The sequence below is a fragment of the Caballeronia pedi genome, from assembly GCF_001544915.2.
GTDB classification, from domain to species: Bacteria; Pseudomonadota; Gammaproteobacteria; order Burkholderiales; family Burkholderiaceae; genus Caballeronia; species Caballeronia pedi.
The window spans coordinates 13,541-39,884 of the sequence record NZ_FCOE02000045.1 but is presented as its reverse complement, the minus strand read 5'-3'; the positions used below and the strand labels follow the sequence as shown (position 1 = coordinate 39,884).

22 protein-coding genes and 1 other RNA gene are annotated in these 26,344 nt (G+C 63.4%); 13 read left to right on the top strand and 10 right to left on the bottom strand.

Annotated elements, in window-relative coordinates; translation table 11 throughout:
* Positions 1 to 13: 13 nt before the first annotated feature.
* From pheA to gyrA, 4 genes are all read right to left on the bottom strand, one after another.
* Positions 14 to 1,096, bottom strand: coding sequence for a prephenate dehydratase (gene pheA / locus AWB80_RS36555; RefSeq protein WP_061179511.1), 1,083 nt, complete (start codon positions 1,094 to 1,096; stop codon positions 14 to 16).
* A gap of 39 nt (positions 1,097 to 1,135) precedes the next feature.
* On the bottom strand, positions 1,136 to 2,218 hold the full coding sequence (gene serC, locus AWB80_RS36550) for a 3-phosphoserine/phosphohydroxythreonine transaminase (RefSeq protein WP_061179510.1): 1,083 nt from the start codon (positions 2,216 to 2,218) through the stop codon (positions 1,136 to 1,138).
* Positions 2,219 to 2,412: 194 nt separating this feature from the next.
* Positions 2,413 to 3,024 (bottom strand): DUF2059 domain-containing protein, encoded by a 612-nt coding sequence (locus AWB80_RS36545; protein WP_061179531.1) that lies wholly within the window; start codon positions 3,022 to 3,024, stop codon positions 2,413 to 2,415.
* A gap of 145 nt (positions 3,025 to 3,169) precedes the next feature.
* Positions 3,170 to 5,815: a DNA gyrase subunit A gene (gyrA, locus tag AWB80_RS36540; protein WP_087131871.1), complete on the bottom strand. Its 2,646-nt coding sequence runs from the start codon at positions 5,813 to 5,815 to the stop codon at positions 3,170 to 3,172.
* 692 nt (positions 5,816 to 6,507) lie between these two features.
* On the opposite strand from gyrA, the gene ompA reads away from it, so the two are divergent.
* The 4 genes from ompA to ssrA all read left to right on the top strand — a co-directional run bounded on the left by ompA (position 6,508) and on the right by ssrA (position 9,274).
* A complete protein-coding gene (ompA, locus tag AWB80_RS36535) occupies positions 6,508 to 7,170 on the top strand; it encodes an outer membrane protein OmpA (protein WP_044041477.1) in 663 nt (220 codons plus the stop codon).
* A 192-nt stretch (positions 7,171 to 7,362) separates the two neighbouring features.
* Complete coding sequence (gene ubiG / locus AWB80_RS36530) at positions 7,363 to 8,061, top strand: bifunctional 2-polyprenyl-6-hydroxyphenol methylase/3-demethylubiquinol 3-O-methyltransferase UbiG (RefSeq protein ID WP_061179508.1); 699 nt, start codon at positions 7,363 to 7,365, stop codon at positions 8,059 to 8,061.
* A gap of 4 nt (positions 8,062 to 8,065) precedes the next feature.
* Positions 8,066 to 8,830, top strand: a complete 765-nt coding sequence (gene gph / locus AWB80_RS36525; RefSeq protein ID WP_061179507.1) for a phosphoglycolate phosphatase — start codon at positions 8,066 to 8,068, stop codon at positions 8,828 to 8,830.
* Positions 8,831 to 8,916: 86 nt separating this feature from the next.
* Positions 8,917 to 9,274, top strand: a transfer-messenger RNA (tmRNA) gene (ssrA, locus tag AWB80_RS36520).
* Positions 9,275 to 9,682: 408 nt separating this feature from the next.
* Here ssrA and AWB80_RS36515 read toward each other — a convergent pair.
* On the bottom strand, positions 9,683 to 9,952 hold the full coding sequence (locus AWB80_RS36515) for a hypothetical protein (RefSeq protein WP_061179506.1): 270 nt from the start codon (positions 9,950 to 9,952) through the stop codon (positions 9,683 to 9,685).
* 144 nt (positions 9,953 to 10,096) lie between these two features.
* Complete coding sequence (locus tag AWB80_RS36510; RefSeq protein ID WP_061179505.1) at positions 10,097 to 11,167, bottom strand: substrate-binding domain-containing protein; 1,071 nt, start codon at positions 11,165 to 11,167, stop codon at positions 10,097 to 10,099.
* Between the two features lie 128 nt (positions 11,168 to 11,295).
* On the opposite strand from AWB80_RS36510, the gene AWB80_RS36505 reads away from it, so the two are divergent.
* Genes AWB80_RS36505 through AWB80_RS36490 form a run of 4 tightly spaced genes read left to right on the top strand, consistent with a single transcriptional unit; the run spans position 11,296 to position 16,512 of the window.
* The gene (locus AWB80_RS36505; protein WP_061179504.1) at positions 11,296 to 11,784 is read left to right on the top strand and encodes an NAD(P)H-dependent oxidoreductase subunit E; all 489 of its coding nucleotides are present in this window, start codon (positions 11,296 to 11,298) and stop codon (positions 11,782 to 11,784) included.
* Positions 11,781 to 13,337 carry a formate dehydrogenase beta subunit gene (locus AWB80_RS36500; RefSeq protein WP_061179503.1) on the top strand — a complete coding sequence of 519 codons (1,557 nt, stop codon included), beginning with the start codon at positions 11,781 to 11,783 and terminating at the stop codon, positions 13,335 to 13,337. Before AWB80_RS36505 ends, AWB80_RS36500 begins: the two co-directional genes overlap by 4 nt.
* 10 nt (positions 13,338 to 13,347) lie before the next feature.
* Positions 13,348 to 16,263 carry a formate dehydrogenase subunit alpha gene (fdhF, locus tag AWB80_RS36495; protein WP_061179502.1) on the top strand — a complete coding sequence of 972 codons (2,916 nt, stop codon included), beginning with the start codon at positions 13,348 to 13,350 and terminating at the stop codon, positions 16,261 to 16,263.
* Positions 16,264 to 16,266: 3 nt separating this feature from the next.
* Positions 16,267 to 16,512, top strand: a complete 246-nt coding sequence (locus tag AWB80_RS36490) for a formate dehydrogenase subunit delta (RefSeq protein WP_061179501.1) — start codon at positions 16,267 to 16,269, stop codon at positions 16,510 to 16,512.
* A gap of 33 nt (positions 16,513 to 16,545) precedes the next feature.
* Here the strand turns inward: AWB80_RS36490 and AWB80_RS36485 are convergent, their stop codons facing one another.
* From AWB80_RS36485 to AWB80_RS36475, 3 genes are all read right to left on the bottom strand, one after another.
* The gene (locus tag AWB80_RS36485) at positions 16,546 to 18,291 is read right to left on the bottom strand and encodes an FAD-dependent monooxygenase (RefSeq protein ID WP_061179500.1); all 1,746 of its coding nucleotides are present in this window, start codon (positions 18,289 to 18,291) and stop codon (positions 16,546 to 16,548) included.
* Between the two features lie 69 nt (positions 18,292 to 18,360).
* A complete protein-coding gene (locus AWB80_RS36480) occupies positions 18,361 to 19,335 on the bottom strand; it encodes a cation diffusion facilitator family transporter (RefSeq protein WP_061179499.1) in 975 nt (324 codons plus the stop codon).
* A gap of 24 nt (positions 19,336 to 19,359) precedes the next feature.
* Positions 19,360 to 19,704, bottom strand: a complete 345-nt coding sequence (locus AWB80_RS36475; RefSeq protein ID WP_061179498.1) for an ArsR/SmtB family transcription factor — start codon at positions 19,702 to 19,704, stop codon at positions 19,360 to 19,362.
* Between the two features lie 138 nt (positions 19,705 to 19,842).
* Between AWB80_RS36475 and AWB80_RS36470 the strand changes: the two genes are divergently transcribed.
* The 3 genes from AWB80_RS36470 (at position 19,843) to AWB80_RS36460 (ending at position 23,013) form a co-directional block, all read left to right on the top strand.
* A complete protein-coding gene (locus AWB80_RS36470; RefSeq protein ID WP_061179497.1) occupies positions 19,843 to 21,702 on the top strand; it encodes a tetratricopeptide repeat protein in 1,860 nt (619 codons plus the stop codon).
* A gap of 262 nt (positions 21,703 to 21,964) precedes the next feature.
* Complete coding sequence (locus AWB80_RS36465) at positions 21,965 to 22,432, top strand: mobile mystery protein A (RefSeq protein ID WP_061179496.1); 468 nt, start codon at positions 21,965 to 21,967, stop codon at positions 22,430 to 22,432.
* Positions 22,417 to 23,013 (top strand): mobile mystery protein B, encoded by a 597-nt coding sequence (locus AWB80_RS36460; RefSeq protein ID WP_087131869.1) that lies wholly within the window; start codon positions 22,417 to 22,419, stop codon positions 23,011 to 23,013. Before AWB80_RS36465 ends, AWB80_RS36460 begins: the two co-directional genes overlap by 16 nt.
* 97 nt (positions 23,014 to 23,110) lie before the next feature.
* Here AWB80_RS36460 and tcuC read toward each other — a convergent pair whose 3' ends face one another.
* The gene (gene tcuC, locus AWB80_RS36455) at positions 23,111 to 24,406 is read right to left on the bottom strand and encodes an MFS transporter (RefSeq protein ID WP_061179495.1); all 1,296 of its coding nucleotides are present in this window, start codon (positions 24,404 to 24,406) and stop codon (positions 23,111 to 23,113) included.
* Positions 24,407 to 24,524: 118 nt separating this feature from the next.
* Between tcuC and AWB80_RS36450 the strand changes: the two genes are divergently transcribed.
* Both AWB80_RS36450 and AWB80_RS36445 read left to right on the top strand, forming a co-directional pair.
* Entirely contained in the window at positions 24,525 to 25,103 is a 579-nt protein-coding gene (locus AWB80_RS36450; RefSeq protein ID WP_061179494.1) for a GNAT family N-acetyltransferase, read from the top strand.
* 183 nt (positions 25,104 to 25,286) lie between these two features.
* Positions 25,287 to 26,306, top strand: coding sequence for a hypothetical protein (locus AWB80_RS36445; protein WP_061179493.1), 1,020 nt, complete (start codon positions 25,287 to 25,289; stop codon positions 26,304 to 26,306).
* Positions 26,307 to 26,344 lie beyond the last annotated feature (38 nt).

Below are 26,344 nucleotides of genomic sequence, written 5' to 3'. Positions count from 1 at the left end.
CGACGAGAGAAGCTCAGCGGGCTCGCGGGTACGAACCGAGAATCTTCAGGAACGCGGCCTTGCGCCCGAGTTCATCCAGCGCGGCGGCGACGGCCGGGTTGTCGCGATGGCCTTCGATGTCGATATAGAAGTAGTACTCCCACGTGCCCGAGCGCGCGGGGCGCGATTCGAAGCGCGTCATCGAGACGCCGTGCTTCGCGAGCGGTTCCAGCAGCTTGAACACGGCGCCCGCCTCGTTCGACACCGACACGATGAGCGAGGTCTGATCGTGGCCGCTCGAATCGGTCGGCTGCTTGCCGACGATCACGAAGCGCGTGCGATTGTGCGGATCGTCCTGGATCATCGAGAACACCACGCCGAGGCCGTAGTGCGTGGCCGCGCGGTCGCCGGCGATGGCCGCGACGGTCGGATCGCTCACCGCCATGCGCGCGGCTTCGGCGTTGCTCGATACCGCCTGACGCTCCAGATGCGGCGCGTTCGCGGTGAGCCAGCGCTGGCACTGCGCGAGCGCCTGCGGATGCGCGCACACGCGCGTCACGCCATCGAGCGTGCCGGATGCGGTCAGCAGATTGTGATGTATCGGCAACGCGAGTTCGCCGCCGATCAGAAGCGAGGTTTGCAGCAACAGATCCAGCGTGCGCGACACCGCGCCTTCCGCCGAATTTTCGACCGGCACGACGCCGTACTGCGCCGCGCCCGCTTCGACTGCGCGAAACACTTCGTCGATCGACGGGCACGGCACGCCCTGAATCGAATGCCCGAAGTATTCGAACATCGCCTGTTCGCTGTAGGTGCCGACGGGACCGAGAAACGCGGCGCTGATGGTCTGTTCGAGCGCGCGGCTCGCGGCCATGATCTCGCGCCAGATCGAGGCGATGTGCTCGTCGGCGAGCGGCCCGTCACTCATTTCCTGCAGACGCGCGATGACCTGCATCTCGCGCTCGGGGCGAAACACCGGCGCGTTGAAATGCTTCTTCACTTCGCCGACTTCGAGCGCGACCGAAGCGCGCTGATTCAACAGCGCGATGAGTTGTGCGTCGAGCACGTCGATGCGTTCACGCAGCGGTTTGAGTCTTGAATTGAGATCGTCGTCCATGCGGTGCTTGAGCGATTGCGGTTAAAGGAGCGAACGCATTCAAGCGCTCGTCCGCTCGAATTCCTTCATGTAGTCGACGAGCGCCTTGACGCCCTCGATCGGCACCGCGTTGTAGATCGATGCCCGCATGCCGCCGACGGACTTGTGGCCCTTCAGTTGCAACAGGCCGCGCGCCTTCGCGCCGGCCAGGAAATCGGTGTTGCGCGATTCGTCGGCGAGGAAGAACGGCACGTTCATGCGCGAACGGTTCTGGCGCTCGACCTTGTTGACGTAGAAATCGCTGGAATCGATGGTGTCGTAGAGCAGCGTGGCCTTTTCGACATTGCGCGCCTCCATCGCTTCCAGGCCGCCCTGCTGCTTCAGCCACTTGAAGACGAGCCCGGCGATGTAGATCGCGTAGGTGGGCGGCGTGTTGTACATCGAGTTGTTCTCCGCGACGGTCTTCCATTCGAACGCGGACGGACAAATGGGCAGCGCGCGATCGAGCAGGTCCTCGCGCACGATCACGACAGTCACGCCCGCCATGCCGATGTTCTTCTGCGCGCCGCCGAACAGCACGCCGTACTTGGCGATGTCCATCGGGCGAGAAAGGATGTGCGAGGACGCATCGGCGACGAGCGGAATGTCGCCGAGATCGGGAATCTCGAAGGCTTCGACGCCATCGATGGTTTCGTTGCTGCACAGATGCACGTAGGCCGGATCGTCCGACAGCTTCCATTCGCTGAAAGCCGGCACGCGCGTGAAGCCCGCTTCGGTCTTGCCGTTGGCCGCGAGATGCGGCGTGCCGTACTTCTGCGCTTCCTTGAACGATTTCGTCGACCAGGAACCGGTCACGACGAAGTCGGCGGTTTGTTTCTTGCCGAGCAGGTTCATCGGCACGATCGCGTTTTCGCCGATGCCGCCGCCCTGCAAAAAAAGAATCCGATGCGATGCGGGCACCTTCAGCAACTCACGCAAGTCGGTCAGCGCCGCCTCGTGAATCGACATGAACTCGGCGCCGCGGTGGCTCATTTCCATCACGCTCATACCGCTGCCTTGCCAGTCGAGCATTTCGTCGGCTGCCTGCTTCAGGACTTCTTCTGGCATGGCGGCTGGGCCGGCGGAGAAATTGAACACGCGCATCTGGGGATCCCGGAGTTCCGAATGGCCAGGCGCGAACGAACGGCGGATGAAACGAAGACCGCGTTTTCGCGCCCGAAAAAGAAATGGCTGCTTGCGCTCGCGCGCAAACAGCCATTATCGCACTGTCCTGAAAACCCGCCAATGCACGGGGCGCTGAGCCCCATCAGCGGAATTTCGTCAGGACCTCGCCGTGCTTACTTGCCCGGCTTGACGCTCGCCACTTCCGAGTCGGCTTGCGTGCGCGTCGCCTTGATGGCTTGCGGCATGTACTTCTGCATCAGGCCGTTCACGACGTCGCGGCCAACCTGGTCCTGAACCTGGATGAACTTGCGGCCGGTCGGGCTCTTGTAGAAGTTGGTCAGATCCTTGATTTCGTCGGTCGAGTAGTACTTTGCGTACGCGTCGTACTGAGCCTGCATCGCGTCCTTGCGGAATGCGTCGGTCGCGAAGACCTGGCCAGCCGAGTCCACCAGCTTCGGCACGGCGTTCTTCTGCAGCGCCGGAACGGCGGCCTGCTTCTGCTTGTCGTTCAGCGTCTTGTTCTCGGACAGCGCGTCCGAGAGGATCGCCGGCACGAGTTGCTTCGACTGCATCTGCGCGCTGTTACCGATCGCACCGACCAGCTTCTGCGCGTCGATCGCGTCGAGCAGGTCCTTGATCGCGGCTTGCTTGGCCGGATCAACGGGGGCTGCTGCGGCCGGCGCCGGCGCCGACTGTGCGGGCGCCTGGTTCTGAAGCGACTGGGCCATCGCGAAAGTCGGTACGAAAGCGGCCAGCAACATCCACTGCTTGAAACGTCCTTGCATCATTACTCCCTGTAAAAAATATCCAGTTCAGCACTGGCGACGAGCTTTTGCCCGTTGTCCGACACCGGCAACGAACTCACGTCGCGCAGCTTAACTAATCCGAGCTTTCAAAAGCGATAACGAGAGCCTTACGACACAAAAAATATCAGGCGCTCTCTCCGCCTTCACCATTTTCCGCGTCGCCGGTCTTGTCTGCAGCATCATCCGAACCCGAGTCGCCTTCGAGTTCGGCCTCGGCTTCCGCCTCGGCGATATGTTGCAGTCCCGACAACTTCGTTCCCTCGTCAAGGCTGATGAGTGTAACACCTTGGGTTGCACGGCCCATTTCGCGGATTTCCGAAACACGCGTGCGGATGAGCACGCCCGCGGTCGTGATCAGCATGATCTCGCTCTCGGGCTCGACGAGCGTCGCGGCGACGACGCGGCCGTTACGCTCCGAGGTCTGGATCGCGATCATGCCCTTCGTGCCACGGCCATGACGCGTGTATTCGTTGATCGGCGTGCGCTTGCCGTAACCGTTCTCGGTCGCCGTGAGCACCGACTGGTTCTCGCCGCCCGCGACCAGCATCGCGATGACCTGCTGCCCGTCTTCCAGTTGCATGCCACGCACGCCGCGTGCCTCGCGGCCCATCGCGCGCACATCGTTTTCGTCGAAACGCACGGCCTTGCCCGCGTCCGAGAACAGCATGACGTCGTGCTCGCCGTCGGTGATCGCGGCGCCGATGAGGTAATCGCCCTCATCCAGACCGACCGCGATGATGCCCTTCTTCATCGGACGGCTGAACGCTTCGAGCGGCGTCTTCTTGACCGTGCCGAGCGCGGTCGTCATGAACACGTATTTATCGGCCGAGAATTCCTTGATCGGCAGAACGACGTTGATCTTCTCGCCATCCTGCAACGGGAACATGTTGACGATCGGACGGCCGCGCGAATTGCGCGAGCCCTGCGGCACTTCGTACACCTTGACCCAGTAGACGCGGCCGCGGTTCGAGAAGCACAGCATGTGATCGTGCGTGTTCGCGATGAAGAGCGTGTCGATCCAGTCGTCTTCCTTCATCTGCGTGGCTTGCTTGCCGCGCCCGCCGCGCTTCTGCGCGCGGTACTCGGAAAGCGGCTGCGACTTCACGTAGCCCGAGTGCGACATGGTCACGACCATTTCCTGCGGCGTGATCAGGTCTTCGGTGTTGAGTTCCGTCGCGTTCATCTCGATGCGCGAGCGGCGCTCGTCGCCGAACTCGGCGCGAATCTGGCCCAGCTCCTCGACGATGATCTGGCGGATACGCTCCGGCCGCGCGAGGATGTCGAGCAGGTCGGCGATCTGCGCCATCACCTCGCGATACTCGCTCGTGATCTTGTCCTGCTCGAGGCCGGTCAGGCGTTGCAGGCGCATCTGCAGGATTTCCTGCGACTGGACGTCCGACAGCTTGTACAGCCCGTCTTCCTGGAGACCGTAAGCGGGATTGAGCCCTTCCGGGCGATAGGCTGCGCGCCCGCCCGATGCCTCGGATTCGGTGCGCGTCAGCATTTCGCGCACGAGCGACGAATCCCACGGACGCGCCATCAGCTCCTGCTTGGCGATGGGCGGCGTCGGCGCGGCCTTGATGATCGCGATGAATTCGTCGATGTTCGCGAGCGCGACGGCGAGGCCTTCGAGCACGTGCCCGCGATCGCGCGCCTTGCGCAATTCGTAGACCGTGCGCCGCGTCAGCACTTCCCGTCGATGCGACAGGAAGCACTCGATCATTTCCTTCAGGTTCAGCAGCTTCGGCTGGCCGTCGACGAGCGCGACCATGTTCATGCCGAAGGTGTCCTGAAGCTGCGTCTGTTTGTACAGATTGTTCAGGATGACTTCCGGCACTTCGCCGCGCTTCAGCTCGATCACGACGCGCATGCCGCTCTTGTCGGATTCGTCGCGGATGTCGGAGATGCCCTCGATCTTCTTCTCGTTGACGAGTTCGGCGATGCGCTCGAGCAGCGTGCGCTTGTTCACCTGATACGGAATCTCGTCGACGATGATCGCCATGCGCTGACCGCGGTCGATCTCTTCGAAGTGCGTGGCCGCGCGCATCACGACGCGCCCGCGCCCCGTGCGATAGCCGTCGCGCACGCCCGCGACGCCGTAGATGATGCCGGCGGTCGGGAAATCCGGCGCGGGCACGATCTCGATGAGTTCGTCGACGGTGGCTTCAGGCGTATTCAGCAGATGCAGGCAGGCGTCGACGATCTCGCGCAGATTGTGCGGCGGGATGTTGGTCGCCATGCCGACCGCGATGCCGGCCGAGCCGTTGATCAGCAGATTGGGAATGCGGGCCGGCAGAACGAGCGGCTCGTTCTCACTGCCGTCGTAGTTCGGACCGAAGTCGACGGTTTCCTTGTCGATGTCAGCCAGCAGTTCGTGGCCGATCTTCGCCATGCGGATTTCGGTGTAGCGCATGGCCGCGGCGTTGTCGCCGTCGACCGAACCGAAGTTGCCCTGGCCGTCGACCAGCATGTAGCGCAGTGAAAACGGCTGCGCCATGCGAACGATCGTCTCGTAGACGGACGCGTCGCCGTGAGGATGGTATTTACCGATGACGTCGCCGACGATACGCGCGGACTTCTTGTACGCGCGGTTCCAGTCGTTGTTCAGCTCGTGCATCGAGTAGAGCGCCCGACGATGCACCGGCTTCAGGCCATCGCGGACATCGGGAAGCGCGCGCCCGACGATCACGCTCATCGCGTAATCGAGATACGAACGGCGCATTTCCTCCTCGAGGGAGATTGGCAGAGTCTCTTTGGCGAATTGATCCATTATCCGTGTCTTGTACTTTGCAGCGGCGACACGGCAGCGCGCGCGGCGATTTTCACGCGGCTCGCCCGCCGCGCGACGAAAGCGGGCGCGGCGCGTAGCCGACGTACGCTGCGCGCCGCGTATGCAGCGCATGCCTTTTATGCGCTGCGAACGCAGCACATCAGGAGATTCTACCATGCGCGATATTCGCGCCCGAACGCGCACTGTATACATACAGTTGCATGTCGGCAGGACACCAGCATGCGCGCGCGGAATTCGCAATGCGCAACGTCGTACCAATTACTTACAAAAACCGGGGAACGAATTCCGTCAATTCGTCACTTGGGCGGGCTATCATGCCGCCTCGTCGTTTTGCCAGACGCAAGAGTACCCGCGATAAAAACACGCAGGAAATCGCTCTCGGGCACGCAATGTGCGCACGTTTCGCGCCTTCCGCAGCCCCGACTATCTCCTGTCCCCTTCTTGTTGCGCATGCACCACATAAGGTTGCGGGCGTACCGGGGTCGGGGATATTTTTATCGTCGCAAGGGAACGATATGGCAAAATGCCAACGCACAAACTTAGACACTGCTCGAAGTCTATACAGCGCGTTTTGTTCCGTGGGGAATGTTATACTTCGAGCAATGTATGACTTGTCTTCGTCTACAGGCTCGCAGTAAACCTGCGGTAATCTCAATTTCGAGAGGAGAAATATGAATAAACTTTCAAAGCTCGCGTTCATTGCAGCTACCGCAGTTATGGCTGCATCGGCCTCGGCACAGTCCGTGCCGGCCTCGCGACAAGCCGTGAACGATAACTGGGTGAACGGTACGGGCGAGTATGTGTGGATGAACGGCACGAACGAACTGTGCTGGCGCGACGCATTCTGGACCCCGGCTACGGCAAACGCGAAGTGCGATGGCGCGCTGGTCGCGCAAGCACCGACGCCGCCGGCACCGGTCGCTCCGCCGCCCCCGGTCATCCAGAGCCAGAAGGTCACCTATCAGGCTGACGCGCTGTTCGACTTCGACAAGGCTGTCCTGAAGCCGGCTGGTAAGGAAAAGCTTGACGATCTCGCATCGAAGATCGGCGCGCTGAACCTCGAAGTCGTCGTTGCGACGGGTTACACCGACCGCATCGGTTCGGACAAGTACAACGACCGTCTGTCGCTGCGCCGTGCGCAAGCTGTGAAGGCTTACCTGGTCAGCAAGGGCATCGAAGCCAACCGTATCTACACGGAAGGCAAGGGCAAGCGCGACCCGGTCACGAAGGGTACCTGCCAACAGAAGAACCGCAAGCAACTCATCGCCTGCCTCGCACCGGATCGTCGCGTGGAAGTCGAAGTTGTGGGCACGACCCGTCAGCCGCAGCAGTAATCGCGAGTTGGATTGCCGCAGATCAAACCCCCGCTTCGGCGGGGGTTTTTTTATGCCTGAAGCTTTTGGGACATTCGTTTAATCAAACATCATTTCGGGTAGGCTTCGGCTATTGCGCCTTTTGCCCGCCCATTGCCGCGCCTATATACTCGGTCCTAATCGATTCACGACTCAAACAAGGCACTTCCGAACATGACCAACGTCGATCCCCACGAACTACAGAAATTCAGCGAGCTCGCGCATCGCTGGTGGGACCCGAACGCCGAGTTCAAGCCGCTGCATGAACTGAACCCGGTACGGCTCGACTGGATCGACGCGCATGCGCATTTAAGCGCCAAGCGCGTCGTCGACATCGGCTGCGGTGGTGGCATTCTGTCCGAGTCGATGGCCACGCGCGGCGCCAACGTGAAGGGCATCGATCTGTCGTCGAGCGCGCTCGGCGTGGCCGATCTGCATAGTCTGGAGAGCGGTGTCGAGGTCGCGTATGAAGAGATTTCGGCGGAAGCGCTCGCCGCGCGCGAGCCCGGTTCCTACGATGTCGTCACCTGCATGGAGATGCTGGAGCACGTGCCGAATCCCGCGGGCACCGTCGCGGCATGCGCCACGCTCGTGAAGCCGGGCGGCTGGGTGTTCTTTTCGACGTTGAACCGCAACGCGAAGGCTTATCTGTTCGCTGTCATCGGCGCGGAATACATTGCGCGCATGCTGCCGCGCGGCACGCACGACTATTCGCGTTTCATCAAGCCTTCGGAACTCGCCACGTTCGCGCGTGCGGCCTCGCTGCTGCCCGTCGACATCAAGGGCATTACCTATCGGCCGATCTCCAGGCACTTCGGCCTGTCAAACGACTCCAGCATCAACTACATGATGGCTTGCCGCCGCGAAGCCTGACGCCATGATCAACGAAGATCCCCTGTCCACGGGCACCATCGACACCAAACCTCTTCCGGAAGAGACGACTCCCCTGCCCCAGCGCCTTACCGAAGGCGACGGCCTCGGGTTGTGTCAGGCCGTGCTGTTCGACCTCGACGGCACCATCGCGGATACCGCGCCCGATCTCGTCGCCGCGGTGAACAAGATGCGGCACGACCGTGGTCTCGAAATGCGTCCGCTCGAAACGTTGCGGCCGTATGCGTCGGCGGGCGCGCGCGGGCTGCTCGGCGGGGCGTTCGAGATCGGGCCTGAGCATCACGACTTCGCATCGATGCGCGATGAATTCCTCGCCAACTACGAGGCCGATCTCTGTATCGAAACCACGCTCTTTCCGGGCATCACCGAGATTCTCGATCAGCTCGATGCGCGCGGCGTGCGCTGGGGCATCGTGACGAACAAGGTGACGCGTTTCGCTGCGCCGCTCGTCGGCTTGCTGGGGCTCGATACGCGCGCCGGGTGCCTCGTCTGCGGCGACACCACGCCGCATTCGAAACCTCATCCTGCGCCGCTGCTGCATGCGGCCGAGCTGCTGGATGTCGCGCCCGAACGCATCGTCTACGTCGGCGACGATCTGCGCGACGTGCAAGCCGGCTTCGCGGCGGGCATGATCACCGTGGCGGCCGCCTACGGCTACTGCGGCGACGACATTCCGCCGCGCCGCTGGCACGCGAATCACGTAGTCGATTCGCCGGAAGAGTTGCAGAACCTGCTGCGCGACATCGCGTAAATGGCGCGAACGCGGCGAGTGCGGCGCCCCGAAAACCGCGCCGTTCGCCTCAGATGGTTTTTCGTGGGATAATTTCCGTTCTGCTTGGGGGCGACCTGGTTTCGACAGGGGTTGTGAAGCGGTCAGGGCATACCGAGGACCCGTCACCTCGTTAATCAATGGGAAAAACGTAACTGCAAACGACGATACGTTCGCACTGGCAGCCTAAGGGCCGCCGTCCTCTCACTAATTCGCTGACGGGTTAGGGTAGCAATGCCACGAGAGGTCATATACGTCAGATAAGCTTTTGCGGCGTCACGACGCCAAAGTCGAAAATTTAGTGAATCGCCTTAACGCAGCGTGTTCGTCCGCGTCGTTGGGGTTAAATCAAATGACAGAACTAAGTATGTAGAACTGTTCGTAGAGCGCTTCTGGACGCGGGTTCGATTCCCGCCGCCTCCACCAAAATTACCCCCGGTCAAAACCCGCGATTGCGCAAGCATCGCGGGTTTTTTCTTCGGGACGCGGCAGACGAAAAAAACCCCGCACGAGGCGGGGCAAACATCCTTGAGAGACGTAGCGAGGACAGAGACGACCTCCACTACGCCCGAGAGAATAGGCTTCCGAAGGCATGGTTCGTATCGGACCGGTCCTAATGCCGTTGCCAGTTGTCATTTATCAACCGTTCTGCGTGCGGGCAACCGCAGCCCACGCTTCGACAATATTACTCAGAAAAGTCCTATTTTCGAAGGACCGGTGCGGTTCTATTCTGGTCTTGCACCTTGACCCGTTGGCTGTTAGCAGCGGATCAACGTGCCATTCCAAGTACTTTGACCTCGCCTCGGGCGAGGTCTTTTTTTACCAGCGTCGCACTCAGTTCGTGCCGTCTTTCGGGCACTTCAGATTGCAGCCGTTGGGATCGCCGTTGTCGCCGCGACGGCGCATCGCGGACTTTCCGTCCTGATACTTGTCCGAAGGCGCCGAGGCCGCGAACTGCATCTGCGGATGCTGGTTGAAGCGGAATTCGTCCTGCAGCACCCCACCCGGCATGCCCGGCGAATTCTGGGCGAAGGCGACGGGAATCAGGTACATCGCGCCAGCGACGAGCGCGGCGGAAGAACAGGCAAGCAACGAGAGTTTCATGGCGGTATATCGCGCGAAGGGAACGCGCTCAGAGCAGTGAGGTCGACAGCAAACCGTTAGGTTAACCCAATTCGCCGCCGATGACAGTCCTATCGCCGCGCCGTCCTCTTACCGCGCGTTTCCGGTTTTCACCACGCGCTCACTTCAGCCACGCAATCCTTCGTCGATATCGACGAGCGTCCCGCAACGCGCCGGATCATAGCCTTCGAGATGAGCGACGCTGTCCGTGAAGCCCTCGCTGCGCAGAATGCGCAACACGGAGGCGAGCCGCGCTTCTTCGAGCCGCGCGCGCTCGCACGCAAAGAAATAGTCCTCGTCGATGATCGGAATGAAATCGAGCGCGAAATGCTGCGCGGCCGGCTGTACGCCGAAGCCGAGATCGGCCATGCCGCTCGCGACGAACGCGGCGATCGCCGAATGCGTGAGTTCGGTGGTCGCATAGCCGTTGATCTGGTCCGGATCGACACCTACGCGCCGCAACGACAGATCGAGCAGCATGCGCGTACCCGAGCCCGGCTGGCGGTTGACGAAACGCACGTCGCTGCGCGCGAGATCGCGCAGACCGGAGATCTGCTTCGGATTGCCTTTCGGCAGAAACAGCCCTTGTGTACGGCGCGTGAGCCGGATCAGCTGATGTTTGTTCTGGTCCAGATACGGCCGATAGATATCCGCGCACGTCGAACGGAATTCGCCGATCGGCAAATGGAAGCCCGCCAGTTCGCACTCGCCGCGCGCGAGCGCACTCACGGCTTCCGCACTCTCGCGATACTTGATGTCGACCGGCACGCGCTGATCGCCGAGCGCGCGCACGAGCGTGGCAACCGCATAGCCGTGCGACGCGTGTATCCGCACTTGCGTCACGCCGCCCGCGAGGCGCCGGTTCAACTCCATCGCGACATCGTTCGCCACCGCCTGCAACGGCGCTTCAAGCCGGTCGCCGCAGACGCGCTGCGCGCGCAGCACCGACTCGCCCAGCTCCGACAGCACCGAGCCGCGCCCGCGCGATTTGGTGATGAGCGCGCCGCCCAGACGCGCCTCGATTTCCCGCAACAGACCCCACGCGTGCCGGTAGGACAAACCCTTAGCGCTCGCGGCATTCGCGATGCTGCCCGTCTGTGCGACCAGTTGCAAAAGCGGCACAACCGCGCTGAGACTGGTTTCCCGGCCGTCAGCGTCCCGCAGAACCAGTTCGGCACGGCATTCGACGTCTACCATATGCACTCCCCCTTCCTATTGCCAAGATATATCACGACGCCTATTGTTCTTTTACAGGCTCGGCACCCGTAATTATATCGACTCAAATATGTACCGACAAAACATATGCCGAGTGTTGGAGGAGCCCCATGACACATCCGCAGCTATCCGCCGCTGCATCCGCTGAACTCGTGCGTCGCCACGCGGTACAGGGTGCGACGTTGATGACCATTCTTCACGCCATCCAGGACGAAGTCGGCTACGTGCCCGAGACGGCCATCGCGCCGCTGGGACAGACGCTGTCGCTGTCGCGCGCCGAAGTGCACGGCGTCATCACGTACTATCACCACTTCCGTTCCGCGCCGCCCGCGCGCGTGACCGTGCAGCTTTGCCGCGCGGAAGCGTGCCGCAGCATGGGCGTGGAAGCGCTGAAGGATCACATCGAAGGGCACACCGGCTGCCGCTTCGACAGCGGTCACGCCGAGGACACCGAGCTCGAATCCGTGTATTGCCTCGGCCAGTGCGCGCTGTCGCCGTCGATGATGATCAACGGCGAATTGCACGCGAAAGTCACGCCGGCGAAGTTCGACCGCCTTTACGCCGCGGCGCAAACGAAAGTCGCGGAGGTGACGGCATGACGCGCATCTACGTTCCCATCGATTCCGCCGCGCTCGCGCTCGGCGCGCAATCCGTCGCACAGGCCATCGCGAGCGAAGCGCAAAAGCGCGGACTCGACGTGCAACTCGTGCGCAACGGCTCGCGCGGCCTCTTCTATCTCGAACCGCTCGTCGAAGTCGAAACCCCTGACGGACGCATCGGCTATGCGAACGTCGAAGCGGACGACGTCGCCGCGCTCTTCGATGCCGGCTTCCACGAAGGCGCAGCGCATGAAAAGAACGTCGGCGTGGTCGACGACATTCCGTATCTCAAGAACCAGCAGCGTCTGACGTTCGCGCGCATCGGCATCACGGACCCGCTTTCGATCGACGATTACGTCGCGCTCGGCGGCCTGCAAGGATTGCGCAACGTGCTCGACATGAACGGCGACGCCGTCTGCCAGTCGCTGCTCGATTCCGGTCTGCGCGGACGCGGCGGCGCGGCGTTCCCTGCCGGCATCAAATGGAAGACAGTGCGCGGCGCGTACGCGGACCAGAAGTACATCGTCTGCAACGCGGACGAAGGCGACTCCGGCACGTTCTCCGACCGCCTCGTGATGGAAAGCGATCCGTACATGCTGATCGAAGGCATGATCATCGCGGGCGTGGCGGTGGGCGCGACCGAAGGCTACATCTACGTGCGCAGCGAGTATCCGCATTCGATCGATACGCTGAACCGCGCGATCGAAAAGGCGCGCGACGCCGGCTGGCTCGGCGCGAGCGTGCTCGGCACGTCGCACGCGTTCGAGCTGTATGTGGCGAAGGGCGCGGGCGCGTATGTGTGCGGCGAGGAAACGGCGCTGCTCGAATCGCTCGAAGGCAAACGCGGCATCGTGCGCGCGAAGCCGCCGGTGCCGGCGCTCACCGGTCTCTACGGCAAGCCGACCGTCATCAACAACGTCATCACGCTCGCGACCGTGCCGATCATCTTCGCGAAGGGCGCGGCGTTCTATCGCGACTTCGGCATGGGCCGTTCGCGCGGCACGCTGCCCTTCCAGATCGCGGGCAACGTGAAGCAAGGCGGACTCGTCGAACTCGCGTTCGGCGTGACGCTGCGCGAACTGATCTACACCTACGGCGACGGCACCGCGACCGGACGCCCCGCGCGCGCGGTGCAGGTGGGCGGCCCGCTCGGCACGTATCTGCCGGAAGGCCAGTGGGACATTCCGCTCGACTACGAGGAATACGCGAAGGTCGGCGCGGTGGTCGGTCACGGCGGGCTGGTGGTTCATGACGACACCTCGAATCTCGCCGAACTCGCACAATACGCGATGCACTTCTGCGCGCTCGAATCGTGCGGCAAGTGCACGCCGTGCCGCATCGGTTCGACGCGCGGCGAGGAAGTCATCGCGAAGATCCGTGAAGGCGATACGTCGGTGAAGCAGATCACGCTGTTGCGCGAGCTGTGCGACACGATGGTGTCCGGCTCGCTCTGCGCGATGGGCGGCATGACGCCGTTCCCGGTGATGTCCGCGCTCGATCACTTCCCCGAGGATTTCGGGCTGCCCCGCACGCCCGCACAGAAAGCGGCATAAGGAGACAACAATGTCCAACACCAACAACGGCTGCGGCTCCGGCAACTGCGCGTGCAAGAGCGCGGCATCGGTGCAGCGCCGCGATCCGTTCGACGATACCGATTACGGCACGCCGCTGCGTCATGCCGATATCGACGTGACGCTCGAAATCGACGGTCAGTCCGTCACCGTGCCCGCGGGTACGTCGGTGATGCGCGCGTCGATCGAAGCGGGCGTCAACGTGCCGAAGCTCTGCGCCACCGATTCGCTCGAACCGTGGGGCTCGTGCCGTCTGTGCCTCGTCGAGATCGAAGGCAAGCGCGGCTATCCCGCGTCGTGCACGACGCCCGTCGAAGCGGGCATGAAGGTGCGCACGCAAAGCGACAAGCTGCAATCGCTTCGCAAGAACGTGATGGAGCTTTATATCTCCGATCACCCGCTCGACTGTCTCACCTGCCCCGCCAATGGCGATTGCGAATTGCAGGACATGGCGGGCGTCGTCGGCTTGCGCGAAGTGCGCTATGGCTATGAAGGCGCGAACCATCTGAAGGACAAGAAGGACGAGTCGAATCCGTACTTCACCTACGATCCGTCGAAGTGCATCGTCTGCAATCGATGCGTGCGCGCGTGCGAAGAGACGCAAGGCACGTTCGCTCTGACCATCGCCGGACGCGGCTTCGAATCGCGCGTCGCGGCAAGCGAGAACGTGCCGTTCATGGAATCGGAGTGCGTGTCGTGCGGCGCGTGCGTCGCAGCATGCCCGACCGCGACCTTGCAGGAAAAGACCGTCATCATGCTCGGTCAGGCCGAGCATTCGGCGATCACGACGTGCGCGTATTGCGGCGTCGGCTGCTCGCTCAAGGCGGAGATGAAGGGCAACACCGTCGTGCGCATGACGCCGAACAAGAACGGCCAGGCGAACGAAGGTCACGCGTGCGTGAAGGGCCGCTTCGCATGGGGCTACGCGACGCACAAGGACCGTATCAAGAAGCCGATGATCCGCGCGAAGATCACCGATCCGTGGCGCGAAGTGTCGTGGGAGGAAGCGCTCAACTACGCGGCGAGCGAATTCCGCCGCATCCAGGACAAGTACGGGCGTGATTCGATCGGCGGCATCACGTCGTCGCGCTGCACGAACGAAGAGACGTATCTCGTGCAGAAGCTCGTGCGCGCCGCGTTCGGCAACAACAACGTCGATACCTGCGCGCGCGTGTGCCACTCGCCGACGGGCTACGGCCTGAAGACGACGCTCGGCGAATCGGCGGGCACGCAGACGTTCGCATCGGTCGAGCAATCGGATGTGATCGTCGTGATGGGCGCGAATCCGACCGACGGCCATCCCGTGTTCGGCTCGCGTCTGAAGCGCCGCATTCGCGAAGGCGCGAAGCTGATCGTGATCGATCCGCGCCGCATCGATATCGTCGATACGCCGCACGTGAAGGCGCAATATCACCTGCAACTGCGGCCCGGCACCAACGTCGCGATGGTCAACTCGCTCGCGCATGTGATCGTCACGGAAGGCTTGCTGAAGGAAGACTTCATCGCTGAACGCTGCGAAGAGCGTGCCTTCGGCCAGTGGCGCGATTTCGTCGCCAAGGAAGAGAACTCGCCCGAAGCGATGGAAGCGATCACCGGCGTGCCCGCGCAACAGGTCCGCGAAGCCGCGCGCATCTACGCGCTGGGCGGCAATGGCGCGATCTACTACGGCCTCGGCGTGACCGAGCACGCGCAAGGCTCGACCACCGTCATGGGCATCGCCAATCTGGCGATGGCGACGGGCAACATCGGTCGCGAAGGCGTCGGCGTGAATCCGCTGCGCGGGCAGAACAACGTTCAGGGCTCGTGCGACATGGGCTCGTTCCCGCACGAGCTGCCGGGTTATCGGCATATCGGCGATGCCGCCACGCGCGCGCTCTTCGAGGAAGCGTGGAACGTGCAGCTTCAGCCGGAGCCGGGCCTGCGCATCCCGAACATGTTCGACGCCGCGATGCACGGCACCTTCATGGGCCTCTATTGCCAGGGCGAGGACATCGTTCAGTCGGACCCGAACACGCAGCACGTGGCGGACGCGTTGTCTTCGATGGAATGCATCGTCGTGCAGGACATCTTCCTGAACGAAACGGCAAAGTACGCGCACGTTCTGCTGCCCGGCTCGACCTTCCTCGAAAAGGACGGCACCTTCACCAACGCCGAGCGCCGCATCTCGCGCGTGCGCAAGGTGATGCCGCCGCTCGCGGGCTTCTCCGACTGGGAAGTGACGATCAAACTGTCGCGCGCGCTCGGTTACGAGATGAACTACGCGAACCCGTCCGAGATCATGGACGAGATCGCGCGTCTCACGCCGACTTTCCACGGCGTCTCGTATGAGCGCCTCGATGAACTCGGCAGCATCCAGTGGCCCTGCAACGAGAAGGCGCCGGACGGCACGCCGACGATGCATATCGACGAATTCGTGCGCGGCAAGGGACGCTTCGTCATCACGAAGTTCATTGCGACGCCGGAGAAGGTCACGCGCAAGTATCCGCTGCTGCTCACGACCGGGCGCATCCTGTCGCAATACAACGTCGGCGCGCAGACGCGGCGTACCGAGAACTCGCAATGGCACGACGAGGACCGTCTGGAAATTCATCCGGTCGACGCGGAGGATCGCGGCATCAGGCATGACGACTGGGTCGGCATCGAGTCGCGGGCCGGGCAGACGGTGTTGCGCGCGAAGATCTCGGAGCGCATGCAGCCTGGCGTCGTCTATACGACATTCCACTTCCCGGAATCGGGCGCGAACGTCATCACGACGGACTCGTCCGACTGGGCAACGAATTGTCCGGAGTACAAGGTGACGGCGGTGCAGGTGATGCCGGTGGAACAGCCGTCGCAATGGCAGAAGGACTACTCGCGCTTCAACACGCAGCAGCTCGAGCTGATGAACATGGCCACTTCAGGGAAATAACCAATGGATGTCGATAACCTGATCGAGATGGCGAACCGCATCGGCGAATTCTTCGATTCGATGCCGGACCGCGCCGAAGCCGTCGACAGCATCGCGGAGCATATCCGCCGCTTCTGGGAGCCGCGCATGCGGCTCGCGATTCTCGGCGCGCTCGACGATCCGCAAGCAAGCGCCACGATGGAGCCGATCGTGCTGGAGGCACTCAACCTGCATAGAGCGGATCTGACGCCAAAGACCGCTACGGCCTGAACCCGCTCAAAGCCCTGCACCGCAGGGCTTTTTTCAATCTTCGCGGTACTCGCGTTCCGCCTTGCGTTCCGCGCTCGTGTCCTGCGCGCCGAACCACGTCTCGCAATGGCGCAGCAGGCCATGCACGTCCGATGGCGCGCGCCCGCGCGCGGCGATGTATCCATCCGGACGCACGAGATAGAACGCGGGGCGCGTGCGGCCGTAGTTGTCGGTCAGTGAATTCGCGCCCTCGCCGTGCGTATCGGTGATGCGCCATATGCGCACGGCATTCGGCATGATCGCATCGATGGACTTCGCGAGGCCATCGAGGTCGGGGTCGCGCATCGCGTGCGCCACGGTGATGGTCGCGGGCGCGAGCGCGATGTCGTCCTCGCCGGACGGATTCACGAGCAGAAACAGCGAGAAGCAGCCGGGGTCGTGCAGATCGTAGAGGCAGCCGACGCCCGGCACGCGTCCGAGCGGTCCGTCCACGACATGCACGCGCGCATCGGGTGCGCGCTCGCCCGCGCGCGGGCCGCCATCGAGCAGCCGCTCCAGCGTGAGCGGGCTCTTGCGATAGTTGATCGACAGCTCGCTCACCGTGCGCCGCATCGCGTCGCGCAACGGGCCGATCGCGGCGAGCGCGGGCATCACGTGATCGCGCATCAGTTTCATCGGGCCATGCTCGGCGCCGGCCATCTGCGTGAGCAAGCTGGACTGACGCAGCACGTCGCGCTCGATCGGAAGCCGCTCCGTGTGATAGCTGTCGAGCAGCCGCTCGGGCGCGCCGCCCGCGAGCATGCGCGCGATCTTCCAGCCGAGATTGAACGCTTCCTGAATGCCGGTGTTCATGCCCTGCGCGCCGGCGGGACTATGCACGTGCGCCGAATCGCCCGCGAGGAACACGCGCTCCACGCGCAGTCTGTCGACCATGCGGCTGTTCAGGTGAAAGTACGACGACCACGTCAGATTCGACAGCGCGACCTTGTGATGCACGCGCCGCTCGACGAGCGCACGGCATTCGTCGAGCGTCGGGCCGGTCTTCGCGTCCGCCGCGTTCACTGCGTTCACCGCGCTCGCAAGCGGCGCGGGCAGATCGGCGATCAGGCGCGCGCGGTCGCCGCCCATCGGAAAGAGCGCGGCGAGTCCTTCGCCCGACGCGAAGATATGGAACTCGTCGTCGGGCCAGTCGGAGTCCGCCTGCAGATCCGCGAGCAGATACGTTTGATCGAAAGTCTTGCCATCGAAACCGATGCCGAGCCTATGCCGCACGAAGCTGTGCGCGCCGTCGGCGGCGATCAGATACGAAGGCCGCAACAGTTCATCGCGTCCGTTCGGATGACGCAGCGTCGCCTGCAAGCCCGCTGAACCTTGCGAGAAATCGACCACTTCGACACCACGCTCCACCACGACGCGATAACCCGCGAGATGCTCGGCGAGCAGGCGTTCGGTCTGCGATTGTTCGAGAAAGAGCAGATACGGATAACGCGTCTGCAGGGGATCGAAGTCGAGGCGCGCGAGGCGCTGGCCATTGGAATAGAGATTCGCGACGCGCGCGCGATGGCCGAGTTCGAGAAACGGCTTGACGACGCGATGCTGCTCGAAAAGCTCCAGCGTGCGCGCCTGAATGCCGATCGCGCGTGAATGCGGCGACGGCTCGCGCGCACGGTCGACGAGCCTGACCGGAATGTGCGCACGCGCGAGGCTCATCGCGGCGGCGAGGCCCGTCGGACCGGCGCCGACGATCAGAACGGGCGCCACGTCCAGCTTGTCGTTCGGATTCAGCTTTGGCGCAAACATGCGGTCCTCCCTGAAACGTCACGATGCCTAGTGTACGCCCGCGCCTCCCGCTTTCGGCACGCCGGAACCTCAGTGCGCGTGCCCGCGCTCGTTCAGCACGCACGCATGGCACGATTCGCCGAACTCCACCTGCACGGTTGCGTGATGCATCGAATACTCGCCGCGCAGCGTCTTGACGACGTCCTGCACGAACGCATCGCCGGGATGGCCTTGCGGCATCACGAGATGCACGGTGAGCGCGTTTTCGGTCGTCGAAAGCGCCCAGACGTGCAGATCGTGTACGTCGCGCACGCCGGGAAGCTGCTGCAGATACCGCTCGATACGCGACAGGTCGACGGAAGGCGGCACCGCGGCCATCGCGAGGCGCATCGCGTCGCGCCCGAGTCCCCAGGTGCCGTAGACGATCACCGAGACGACGATCAGGCTCATCAGCGGATCGAGCCAGCTCGCGCCCGTGAACATGATGATGAGACCGCTGACCGCGACGGCCGCGGAGATCGCGGCATCGGCGGCCATGTGCAGGAACGCGCCGCGCACGTTGAGGTCGTCCTTGCTGCCGCGCATGAAGAGCCACGCGGAGAAGCCGTTCACGACCATGCCGAGCGTCGCGACGATGAACACGTCCAGCCCCGCGACGGGCGCCGGATTGATGAGCCGCTGGATCGCTTCGAGCACGATCGCGCCGCACGCGAACAGCAGCAGCGCGGCATTGGCGAGCGACGCGAGAATCGACGAACTGCCGAGACCGAACGTATAGCGCGCGCTCGGCTGACGCTTGCCGAGCCACACGGCGGCCCACGCGAGCAGCAGGCCGAGCACGTCGGAGAGATTGTGGCCGGCATCGGCGAGCAGCGCGGTCGAATGCGCGAGGAAGCCGTAGATCGCCTGCACGACCACGATCACCACGTTCAGGGCGACCGCGAGCGCGAACGTGCGGCCCTGCCCCGCCTGCGGCGCGTGATGGTGATGATGACCATGGCCGTGCTCATGGCCGTGTGCGTGCCCGTCGTGATGTTCGTGTTCTTCGTGTTGATGCGTGCTCATGGCGTGCTCGTCGTTCGGTGCGTTTCATTCGATATCGCTGGCGTCGGCCTGCGGCTCCGCGATGTGCTCCAGCAACTCCCCCAGCATCGCGCTGATGTGGCGGTCGGCGGCCACATAGAAGACTTGCTTGCCCTGGCGTTCGGCCCGCACGATGCGCGCCGCGCGCAACAGACGCAGGTGATGGCTCACGAGCGACGCCGACAGCCCGAGCAACTCCGCGATGGCGCCGACCGCGCGCCTCTGTTCGACGCACGCGAGGACGATGCGCAAGCGCGTCGGGTCGCCGAGCAGGCGGAACAGATCGGCGAGCGGCACGACGCGGTCATCGGAGGTGATCGGGCTGGCGGCGGGAGGCGAATCGGCAGACACGGATATCGATAACGTATGAATAGGTGTTCAGATGTTAAGTGCCATCGCCGCAACATGTCAATCGCGCTTTCCAGGACCGGCGGCGCGGGTGTGGGAAAATGCGGGGTTTGCTTTTTCCCGGCCAGAAGTTTCCCCGTCATGGACACCGTATTCGCCCGCGGTTTCGCGGCCCATCGTGACGGCCGCCTGACCGACGCGGAGCGCGACTATCAGGCCGCGCTCGCCGCCGAACCCGAACACGTCGACGCCCTTCACTACCTCGGCGTGCTGCGCCATCAACAAGGCCAGCACGCGGAGGCAGCTGAGCTCGTGCGTCGCGCCGTCGACCTGCGTCCGGGCGATGCCGGTCTGCAACTCAATCTCGGCAACGCGCTGAAAGCGCTCGGCCGCCTCGACGACGCGATCGAACGGTTTCGCAACGCGCTCACGCTCGCGCCGGGTTTTCCGCTCGCGCAGTACAACCTCGGCAACGCCTACACGGCGGCCGGCCGCCACGAAGACGCCGCCGATGCATTCGAAAAGGCGCTGCGCCTGCAGCCCAACGATCCGGCCGCGTGGAACAACTTCGGCAATGCGCTCTCCGGGCTGCGCCGCTTCAAGGACGCCGCGCACGCGTTCAAGCGCGCGCTCGCGCTGCGCCCGCGCCATGCCGGCGCGCACAACAACCTCGGCATGGCGCTCAACGCGCTCGGCGACACGCTCGGCGCCATCGCGCACTTTCGCGCGGCGCTGGACGTCGAGCCGAACTATGTCGCCGCGCATTTCAATCTCGGCAATCTGCTCGACGCGAACGGCCATCCCGATGACGCGCTGCCCGTGCTGCAAAAGGCGGTCGCGTTGCAGCCGCACTTCGCGCCGGGCTATTTCGGGCTCGGTCACGCGCTCGCGAAGCTCGGCCGTCACGATCAGGCCGTGCTCCACTTCGAGCGCGCGGTCGGACTCGATCCGAAATACGGCGTCGCGTGGCTGTGTCTCGGCAACACGCATCTGGCGCTCGGGGCGCATCGCGCGGCGCTGCGCGCGTTCGAGATGGCGTTGCGCATCGATCCTTCGATGCCCGCCGCGCATCTGAACCGCGCCCTCGCGCTGCTCGCGACCGGCGATTACGCACGCGGTCTCGCCGGCTACGAATGGCGTCTGCAGACGCCCGGCAGCGAACCCGCGCCGTCCTTGCCACGCTGGCAAGGCGAGCCGATGCCGGGCCGCACGCTGCTCGTACGCGCCGAGCAGGGTTTCGGCGATACCTTGCAGTTCGCGCGCTTCGTGCCGTTCGCGGCGAAGCTCGTCGGCAAGCTGGTGCTGGAGGTGCAGCCCGCGCTCGTGCCGCTGCTCGCGCCCGCCGCGCATGCCGCACGCGTCGAACTCAAGAGCAAATCGGATGGCATGGCGGTGGCCGCCGGCGCGTTCTGCCCGCTGCTCAGCCTGCCGCTCGCGCTCGGCATGACTTCGCCCGAGTCGATCCCGGCGCGCGCGCCCTATCTCGTCGTGCCCGCCGATTACCGGCGCAAGTGGCGCGGCTCGATCGGCGGCCAGGAGCGGCGCAAGATCGGCATCACGTGGTCGGGACGGATGCAGCCGGGCGAGACGCGTTCGGTGCCGGTCTCCGAGCTCGCCCCGCTCTTCGCGCTCGGCGGCATCGACTGGATCGTGCTCCAGCCGTTTCTCACCGGACGCGAGCGCGACATCCTGCGCGCGCATCCGAACACGAAATCGATCCATCTGCTCGAAGGACGCCTCGAAAACTTCGCGGATACCGGCGCGATCGTCGATCGCCTCGACGCCGTGGTGTCGGTGGATACGTCCGTCGCGCACCTCGCGGGCGCGCTCGGCAAGCCGGTCTGGGTGATGCTGCCCTACGCCGCCGACTGGCGCTGGGGCGTCGAGTCGGGCGAAAGCGCGTGGTATCCGAACGCACATCTCGTGCGGCAGCGCGCACCGGGGCAATGGCGGGAAGTGATCGAGGAAACGGCGGCGGCGCTGGCGGCGGTTCCGGCGTAGAAAATCCCTCGTTTCCGCTAGTCCATACCGCAAAAGGTGTTGAGACCCGCGTCCCGAAAGGGACTGCGGGTTTTTTCTTGCCGGAGATATTTGCTGGCCCCGTCCGCCTGATCTCTTATGATAAAGCGAACGTCTCTTATTTGAGTCACTATGATGACGCAAAATGAACGGATCCGCTTCTCATTGATGAAGCATAATCTTGATAGCCACTTCACTATAAGCTAGCATTATAACTTTTTATGATTGCCTATAGGGCAGCAAAATGGATTCCAGATTGAGGCAGCTCCGGCTTGAGCAGGTTCAGGCTTCGGTTGAAGTCTATTCGGATTTGACCAACCGTCGCCCTCCGCCACGGGGATGGCTGAAGGCCATCCGAGAGTCATTGGGGCTTACCGAGCGACAGCAAGCCGAGAGATTAGGCATTACCGGTTCAACCCTGCACAAATCGGAGTCGGCGGAAGCCGAGGAGCGAATCACGCTCGGACAACTGCGCAAGTTGGCGGAAGGGCTGGACTGTGAGCTGGTCTACGCTCTCGTGCCCAGAAAGCCACTGACTCAAGTGGTCGAAGACCGGGCACGCTCCATCGCGCTGCAAGAAGTGAGCAGCGTGGCGCACACCATGAGTCTGGAAGACCAACGTCCGGCAACTGACCGGCTTCGCAAACAGGTTGAGCAGAGAACGGCCGAACTACTTCGAGGCCGCTGGTCCGACCTATGGCGATCGATCTAGACGAACAGGACGGCCAGACACCGCTCGACCCTGACGAGCTTGCAGGGCTGATACCGACGCACCTGGTCACCAAGGGCGACCTGAATGACTGGGAGCAGGAGAACATCCTGCAAGCCGTGCAATGGGCTCGCCGTCAACGCAAGGTCGATGTCCTCAGTGAAGGGTTCTGTCGCAGCCTTCACAAGAAGATGTTCGACCAGACCTGGTCGTGGGCCGGTGCGTTCCGCAAGTCCGACAAGAACATCGGATGTGACTGGACACAGGTCAGCGTAAAACTGAAAAACCTTTTCGATAACACGCTGTGGTGGGTCGACAACGGCACATTCCCGCCCGACGAGATTGCCGCGCGATTCCACCGCGACCTGGTATGGATTCATCCCTTCGCAAACGGCAATGGTCGACACTCACGAATGATGGCTGACGCGCTCTTGCGCAGCATGAAACAGGAGCCGTTTTCGTGGGGCGGCGGCGGAACATTGGTTAAAGCGGATAACGCCCGATCGGATTACCTGACCGCCTTGCGCGCGGCGGATAAAGGTGACTACGGTTTGCTTCTGATCTTCGCGCGCAGTACTGCTTAGCCGTCGCACGAACAGGAACGGCGCCAACGGCTTCAATGCCCCAAAAAAGCGAGCCTCCGAAGAGGCTCGCATTACTTACTTGACCGGTCCGCTTCCGTCAGGCCGTCTTGTACTGATTGCGCGCTTCGGGCGAGCGGTACAGCACGAGCGTCGCGATCAGGCCGCAGATCGCGGCGAGGCCCATCCACAGACCCGGCGCGGCCTTGTTGCCGGTCGCGTGGATCAGATACGTGGAGATCGCCGGCGTGAAGCCGCCGATGGTCGTCGCGAGGCTGTAGGCCATCGAGAAACCGGTCGTGCGCGTTTCGGCGGGCATGACCTCGGTCAGCGCGACCACCATCGCGCCGTTATAGCTGCCGTACAGGAACGACAGCCACAGTTCGCACATCAGCAAACGCAGGAACGACGGGTCCGCGACCAGCCATTGCACCACCGGATACGACGTGAGAATGGTGAGAATCGTGAACACGAGCAGCACCGGACGCCGCCCGACGCGATCCGACAGCGCGCCCATCAGCGGCAGCCACACCAGATTCGAGATGCCCACGCATACCGTGACGACGAGCGCGTCGACCGCATCGAGCTTGAGCACTTCCTTGCCGAAGGTCGGCGTGTACGCGGTGATCATGTAGAACGACACCGTCGTCATGATGACCATGCCCATGCCGGCGAGCACGATGGCCCAGTTCTGCGCGATGGAGCGCGCGATCTCGCCCATGCTCGGACGATGCTTCTTCGCGAGAAACTCTTCGGTTTCACGCAGCGACCGGCGGATGATGAACAGAAACGGCACGATCAGGCAGCCGATCAGGAACGGCACGCGCCAGCCCCAGGCCGTCATCTGCTCGGGCGGGAGCAGGCGGTTCATGATCACGCCGATCAGCGCCGCGAATACCACGGCCACTTGCTGGCTGCCGGATTGCCACGAACAATAGAAGCCCTTGTTGCCCTTCGTCGCGATCTCGGACAGATACACCGACACCCCACCCAGCTCGACGCCCGCCGAGAAGCCTTGCAGCAGCCGCCCGCCCAGCACGATGATCGGCGCCAGCGCACCGATGGTCGCATAGCCCGGCACGAGCGCGACGCACGCGGTGCCGACCGCCATCAGCGCGAGCGTGAGGATCAGGCCCTTGCGCCGGCCATGATGGTCGATGTACGCGCCAAGCACGATGGCGCCGACCGGCCGCATGAGAAAGCCCGCGCCGAAGACGGACAGCGCGAGCATCAGCGACGCGAAGTCGTTGCCGCTCGGAAAATAGGTCTTGGCGATCGCCGAAGCGTAGTAGCCGTAGACCATGAAGTCGTACATTTCAAGGAAGTTTCCGCTGACGACGCGAAAGACCGACTTGAACTTGGACTCGTTGGCGGGTGTTACGTGGGTAGTGGACATGACTTTCCCGGGATCGGTGAACGCACGCGCGATGCCCTCGATTTTAACGCCTCCCCGCCTGGGCCTGCACGTAACTTCGTTTAATTTCGCCTAAACAAACATTAAAATACGGTTACATATGCCTAACTTTAAGCTGACATCCGAACAAAAACTGGACGCGAAAGTTTCGCTGCGCACGGCGACATCGGCCGATACGGCGCTCATTGCGTCGATGCACGCGCGCAGTTGGGCATCGGCGTATCGGGGCATCCTGCCGGACAGCTACCTCGACCGCGATATGCAAGCCGAACGCGCGGCTAACTGGGACGCGCGCATGATGGAAGTCGCGGCCGGCGCGTCCAGCGTGTTCATCGCGGAGCACGCGGGCGAGGCGGTTGGCTTCATGTGTGTCGTGGAGCCGGACGAGACCGGGAGCGTGCTCGTCGACAATCTTCATGCGTTGCCGGGGCATCGCGGCCTCGGCACGGGCACCGTGATGCTCGACGAAGCGGCGCGCTGGGCCCGCGCGCGCGGTGCGCGGCAGTTGCATCTCTACGTGCTCGAACAGAATGCGGCGGCGATCGGCTTCTACGAATCGCGCGGCTGGAAACGGGCCGCGCGCGAAGCGGACCATATGGCGGGCATCGATCTCTTTTCACTACGCTACGTGTTTCCGCTCGACCATCAACAAGCACAAGAACGCCAGATCGGTCAATAAGCATTCCTGTCAAAAATAGACAATAGGAATCTTCTGGTCGTCGGGCGCGTAACCGTTTCGTATGATCGCGGGTCGAATTTCCGACCATCCTCGCGCCGACCCGCGGTGCTGTCTTCTGCGGCCACTCAGGTCCGGGCGGGCTGTTTCGTTGTCCGCGCCCGGGCGCATGCATGTGGAATCTTCATGACCGAACCCTTGATCGTAGTTGAAGGCAATCTGCGTCTGCCGACGCTGCGCGCGCTGACGGACCCGTCCTTGAACTTCGGTTTCGAGTGGTCAGCCACGCGCACGCGTCCCGTTCAAACGCAGACCGAATATTCGCTCTTCGCGGCGCGCTTCGAAACCGCCTATGTACCCGCTCTCAGCCTGTCCGACGCGCGTTCACCCTATCGCGCCGCGAACCTTTGGGCCGTCTTCGCGAAGGAAGAGATTCCGCGTGCGATGCTGCGTCTGATACAGGATCCGCAGGCTCGCAGCGCCGACGACGACGAACGCGCAGACCCGATTCATCTGGCGGTCGGCGCTCCTGCTATCGCCCGCAAGCACGGCTTCAGCAAGCCGGTCGCCGCCGCTATCGCGGCCGCTGGCGGCGTGCTCATCGTATGGATGCTGTTCGGGCTCGAACCCGGCTCGACGCGCAACGCGCGACCCGCGTCCGCCGAGCATGTCGCGATGCGCGCACAGCCGGATGCCGTCGCGCCCGCATCGGCTCCAGCAGTGCTCGCGGCCGCCACGGCCTCCATCCCGGATCAGCCCGCGAACGTCGAACCGATATCTGACGTGCCGACGCCACCGACAACTCCACTTGCGAGCGCGGAGCCTGAAACCCGCACAGTCACCGATACAGCGACGCCGCCCCCCGAACCCGCGCCCATCGCGACGATGCCGAAGCAATCGAGCCCGCGCCTGGTCGCCGCAACCGCGACCGCGGCACGGACGCACACCGGCCGCGTCACGACTGTGCTGGCGCCGCGAGCGAAACCTCCTGCGCCGATCCGCGCGCACGCACCGGACGAGCGCGTCGCGAAGCAAGATGCCACACGGCATGCACGCGTGACATCGGTCAAAACGCAGGCGCACCGGACATCGAAGACGGGTGCGCCATTGGATCCGATGACCCTCTATTCGATGCTCCAGCACTCACCGACGCTCGACAGCAACGCGGCCCCGTCCGGCCGCGCTGCCGAGAACGGCGCGCGTTGAGCAGCGCACGACGCACCGCCAGCCGATCAACCCTTCGG

What these genes read in the sequence shown, in the direction of transcription:
- pheA (WP_061179511.1), bottom strand. Translation starts at nt 1,096, where the DNA reads ATGGACGACGATCTCAATTCAAGACTCAAACCGCTGCGTGAACGCATC.
- serC (WP_061179510.1), bottom strand. Translation starts at nt 2,218, where the DNA reads ATGCGCGTGTTCAATTTCTCCGCCGGCCCAGCCGCCATGCCAGAAGAA.
- AWB80_RS36545 (WP_061179531.1), bottom strand. Translation starts at nt 3,024, where the DNA reads ATGCAAGGACGTTTCAAGCAGTGGATGTTGCTGGCCGCTTTCGTACCG.
- gyrA (WP_087131871.1), bottom strand. Translation starts at nt 5,815, where the DNA reads ATGGATCAATTCGCCAAAGAGACTCTGCCAATCTCCCTCGAGGAGGAA.
- ompA (WP_044041477.1), top strand. Translation starts at nt 6,508, where the DNA reads ATGAATAAACTTTCAAAGCTCGCGTTCATTGCAGCTACCGCAGTTATG.
- ubiG (WP_061179508.1), top strand. Translation starts at nt 7,363, where the DNA reads ATGACCAACGTCGATCCCCACGAACTACAGAAATTCAGCGAGCTCGCG.
- gph (WP_061179507.1), top strand. Translation starts at nt 8,066, where the DNA reads ATGATCAACGAAGATCCCCTGTCCACGGGCACCATCGACACCAAACCT.
- AWB80_RS36515 (WP_061179506.1), bottom strand. Translation starts at nt 9,952, where the DNA reads ATGAAACTCTCGTTGCTTGCCTGTTCTTCCGCCGCGCTCGTCGCTGGC.
- AWB80_RS36510 (WP_061179505.1), bottom strand. Translation starts at nt 11,167, where the DNA reads ATGGTAGACGTCGAATGCCGTGCCGAACTGGTTCTGCGGGACGCTGAC.
- AWB80_RS36505 (WP_061179504.1), top strand. Translation starts at nt 11,296, where the DNA reads ATGACACATCCGCAGCTATCCGCCGCTGCATCCGCTGAACTCGTGCGT.
- AWB80_RS36500 (WP_061179503.1), top strand. Translation starts at nt 11,781, where the DNA reads ATGACGCGCATCTACGTTCCCATCGATTCCGCCGCGCTCGCGCTCGGC.
- fdhF (WP_061179502.1), top strand. Translation starts at nt 13,348, where the DNA reads ATGTCCAACACCAACAACGGCTGCGGCTCCGGCAACTGCGCGTGCAAG.
- AWB80_RS36490 (WP_061179501.1), top strand. Translation starts at nt 16,267, where the DNA reads ATGGATGTCGATAACCTGATCGAGATGGCGAACCGCATCGGCGAATTC.
- AWB80_RS36485 (WP_061179500.1), bottom strand. Translation starts at nt 18,291, where the DNA reads ATGTTTGCGCCAAAGCTGAATCCGAACGACAAGCTGGACGTGGCGCCC.
- AWB80_RS36480 (WP_061179499.1), bottom strand. Translation starts at nt 19,335, where the DNA reads ATGAGCACGCATCAACACGAAGAACACGAACATCACGACGGGCACGCA.
- AWB80_RS36470 (WP_061179497.1), top strand. Translation starts at nt 19,843, where the DNA reads ATGGACACCGTATTCGCCCGCGGTTTCGCGGCCCATCGTGACGGCCGC.
- AWB80_RS36465 (WP_061179496.1), top strand. Translation starts at nt 21,965, where the DNA reads ATGGATTCCAGATTGAGGCAGCTCCGGCTTGAGCAGGTTCAGGCTTCG.
- AWB80_RS36460 (WP_087131869.1), top strand. Translation starts at nt 22,417, where the DNA reads ATGGCGATCGATCTAGACGAACAGGACGGCCAGACACCGCTCGACCCT.
- tcuC (WP_061179495.1), bottom strand. Translation starts at nt 24,406, where the DNA reads ATGTCCACTACCCACGTAACACCCGCCAACGAGTCCAAGTTCAAGTCG.
- AWB80_RS36450 (WP_061179494.1), top strand. Translation starts at nt 24,525, where the DNA reads ATGCCTAACTTTAAGCTGACATCCGAACAAAAACTGGACGCGAAAGTT.
- AWB80_RS36445 (WP_061179493.1), top strand. Translation starts at nt 25,287, where the DNA reads ATGACCGAACCCTTGATCGTAGTTGAAGGCAATCTGCGTCTGCCGACG.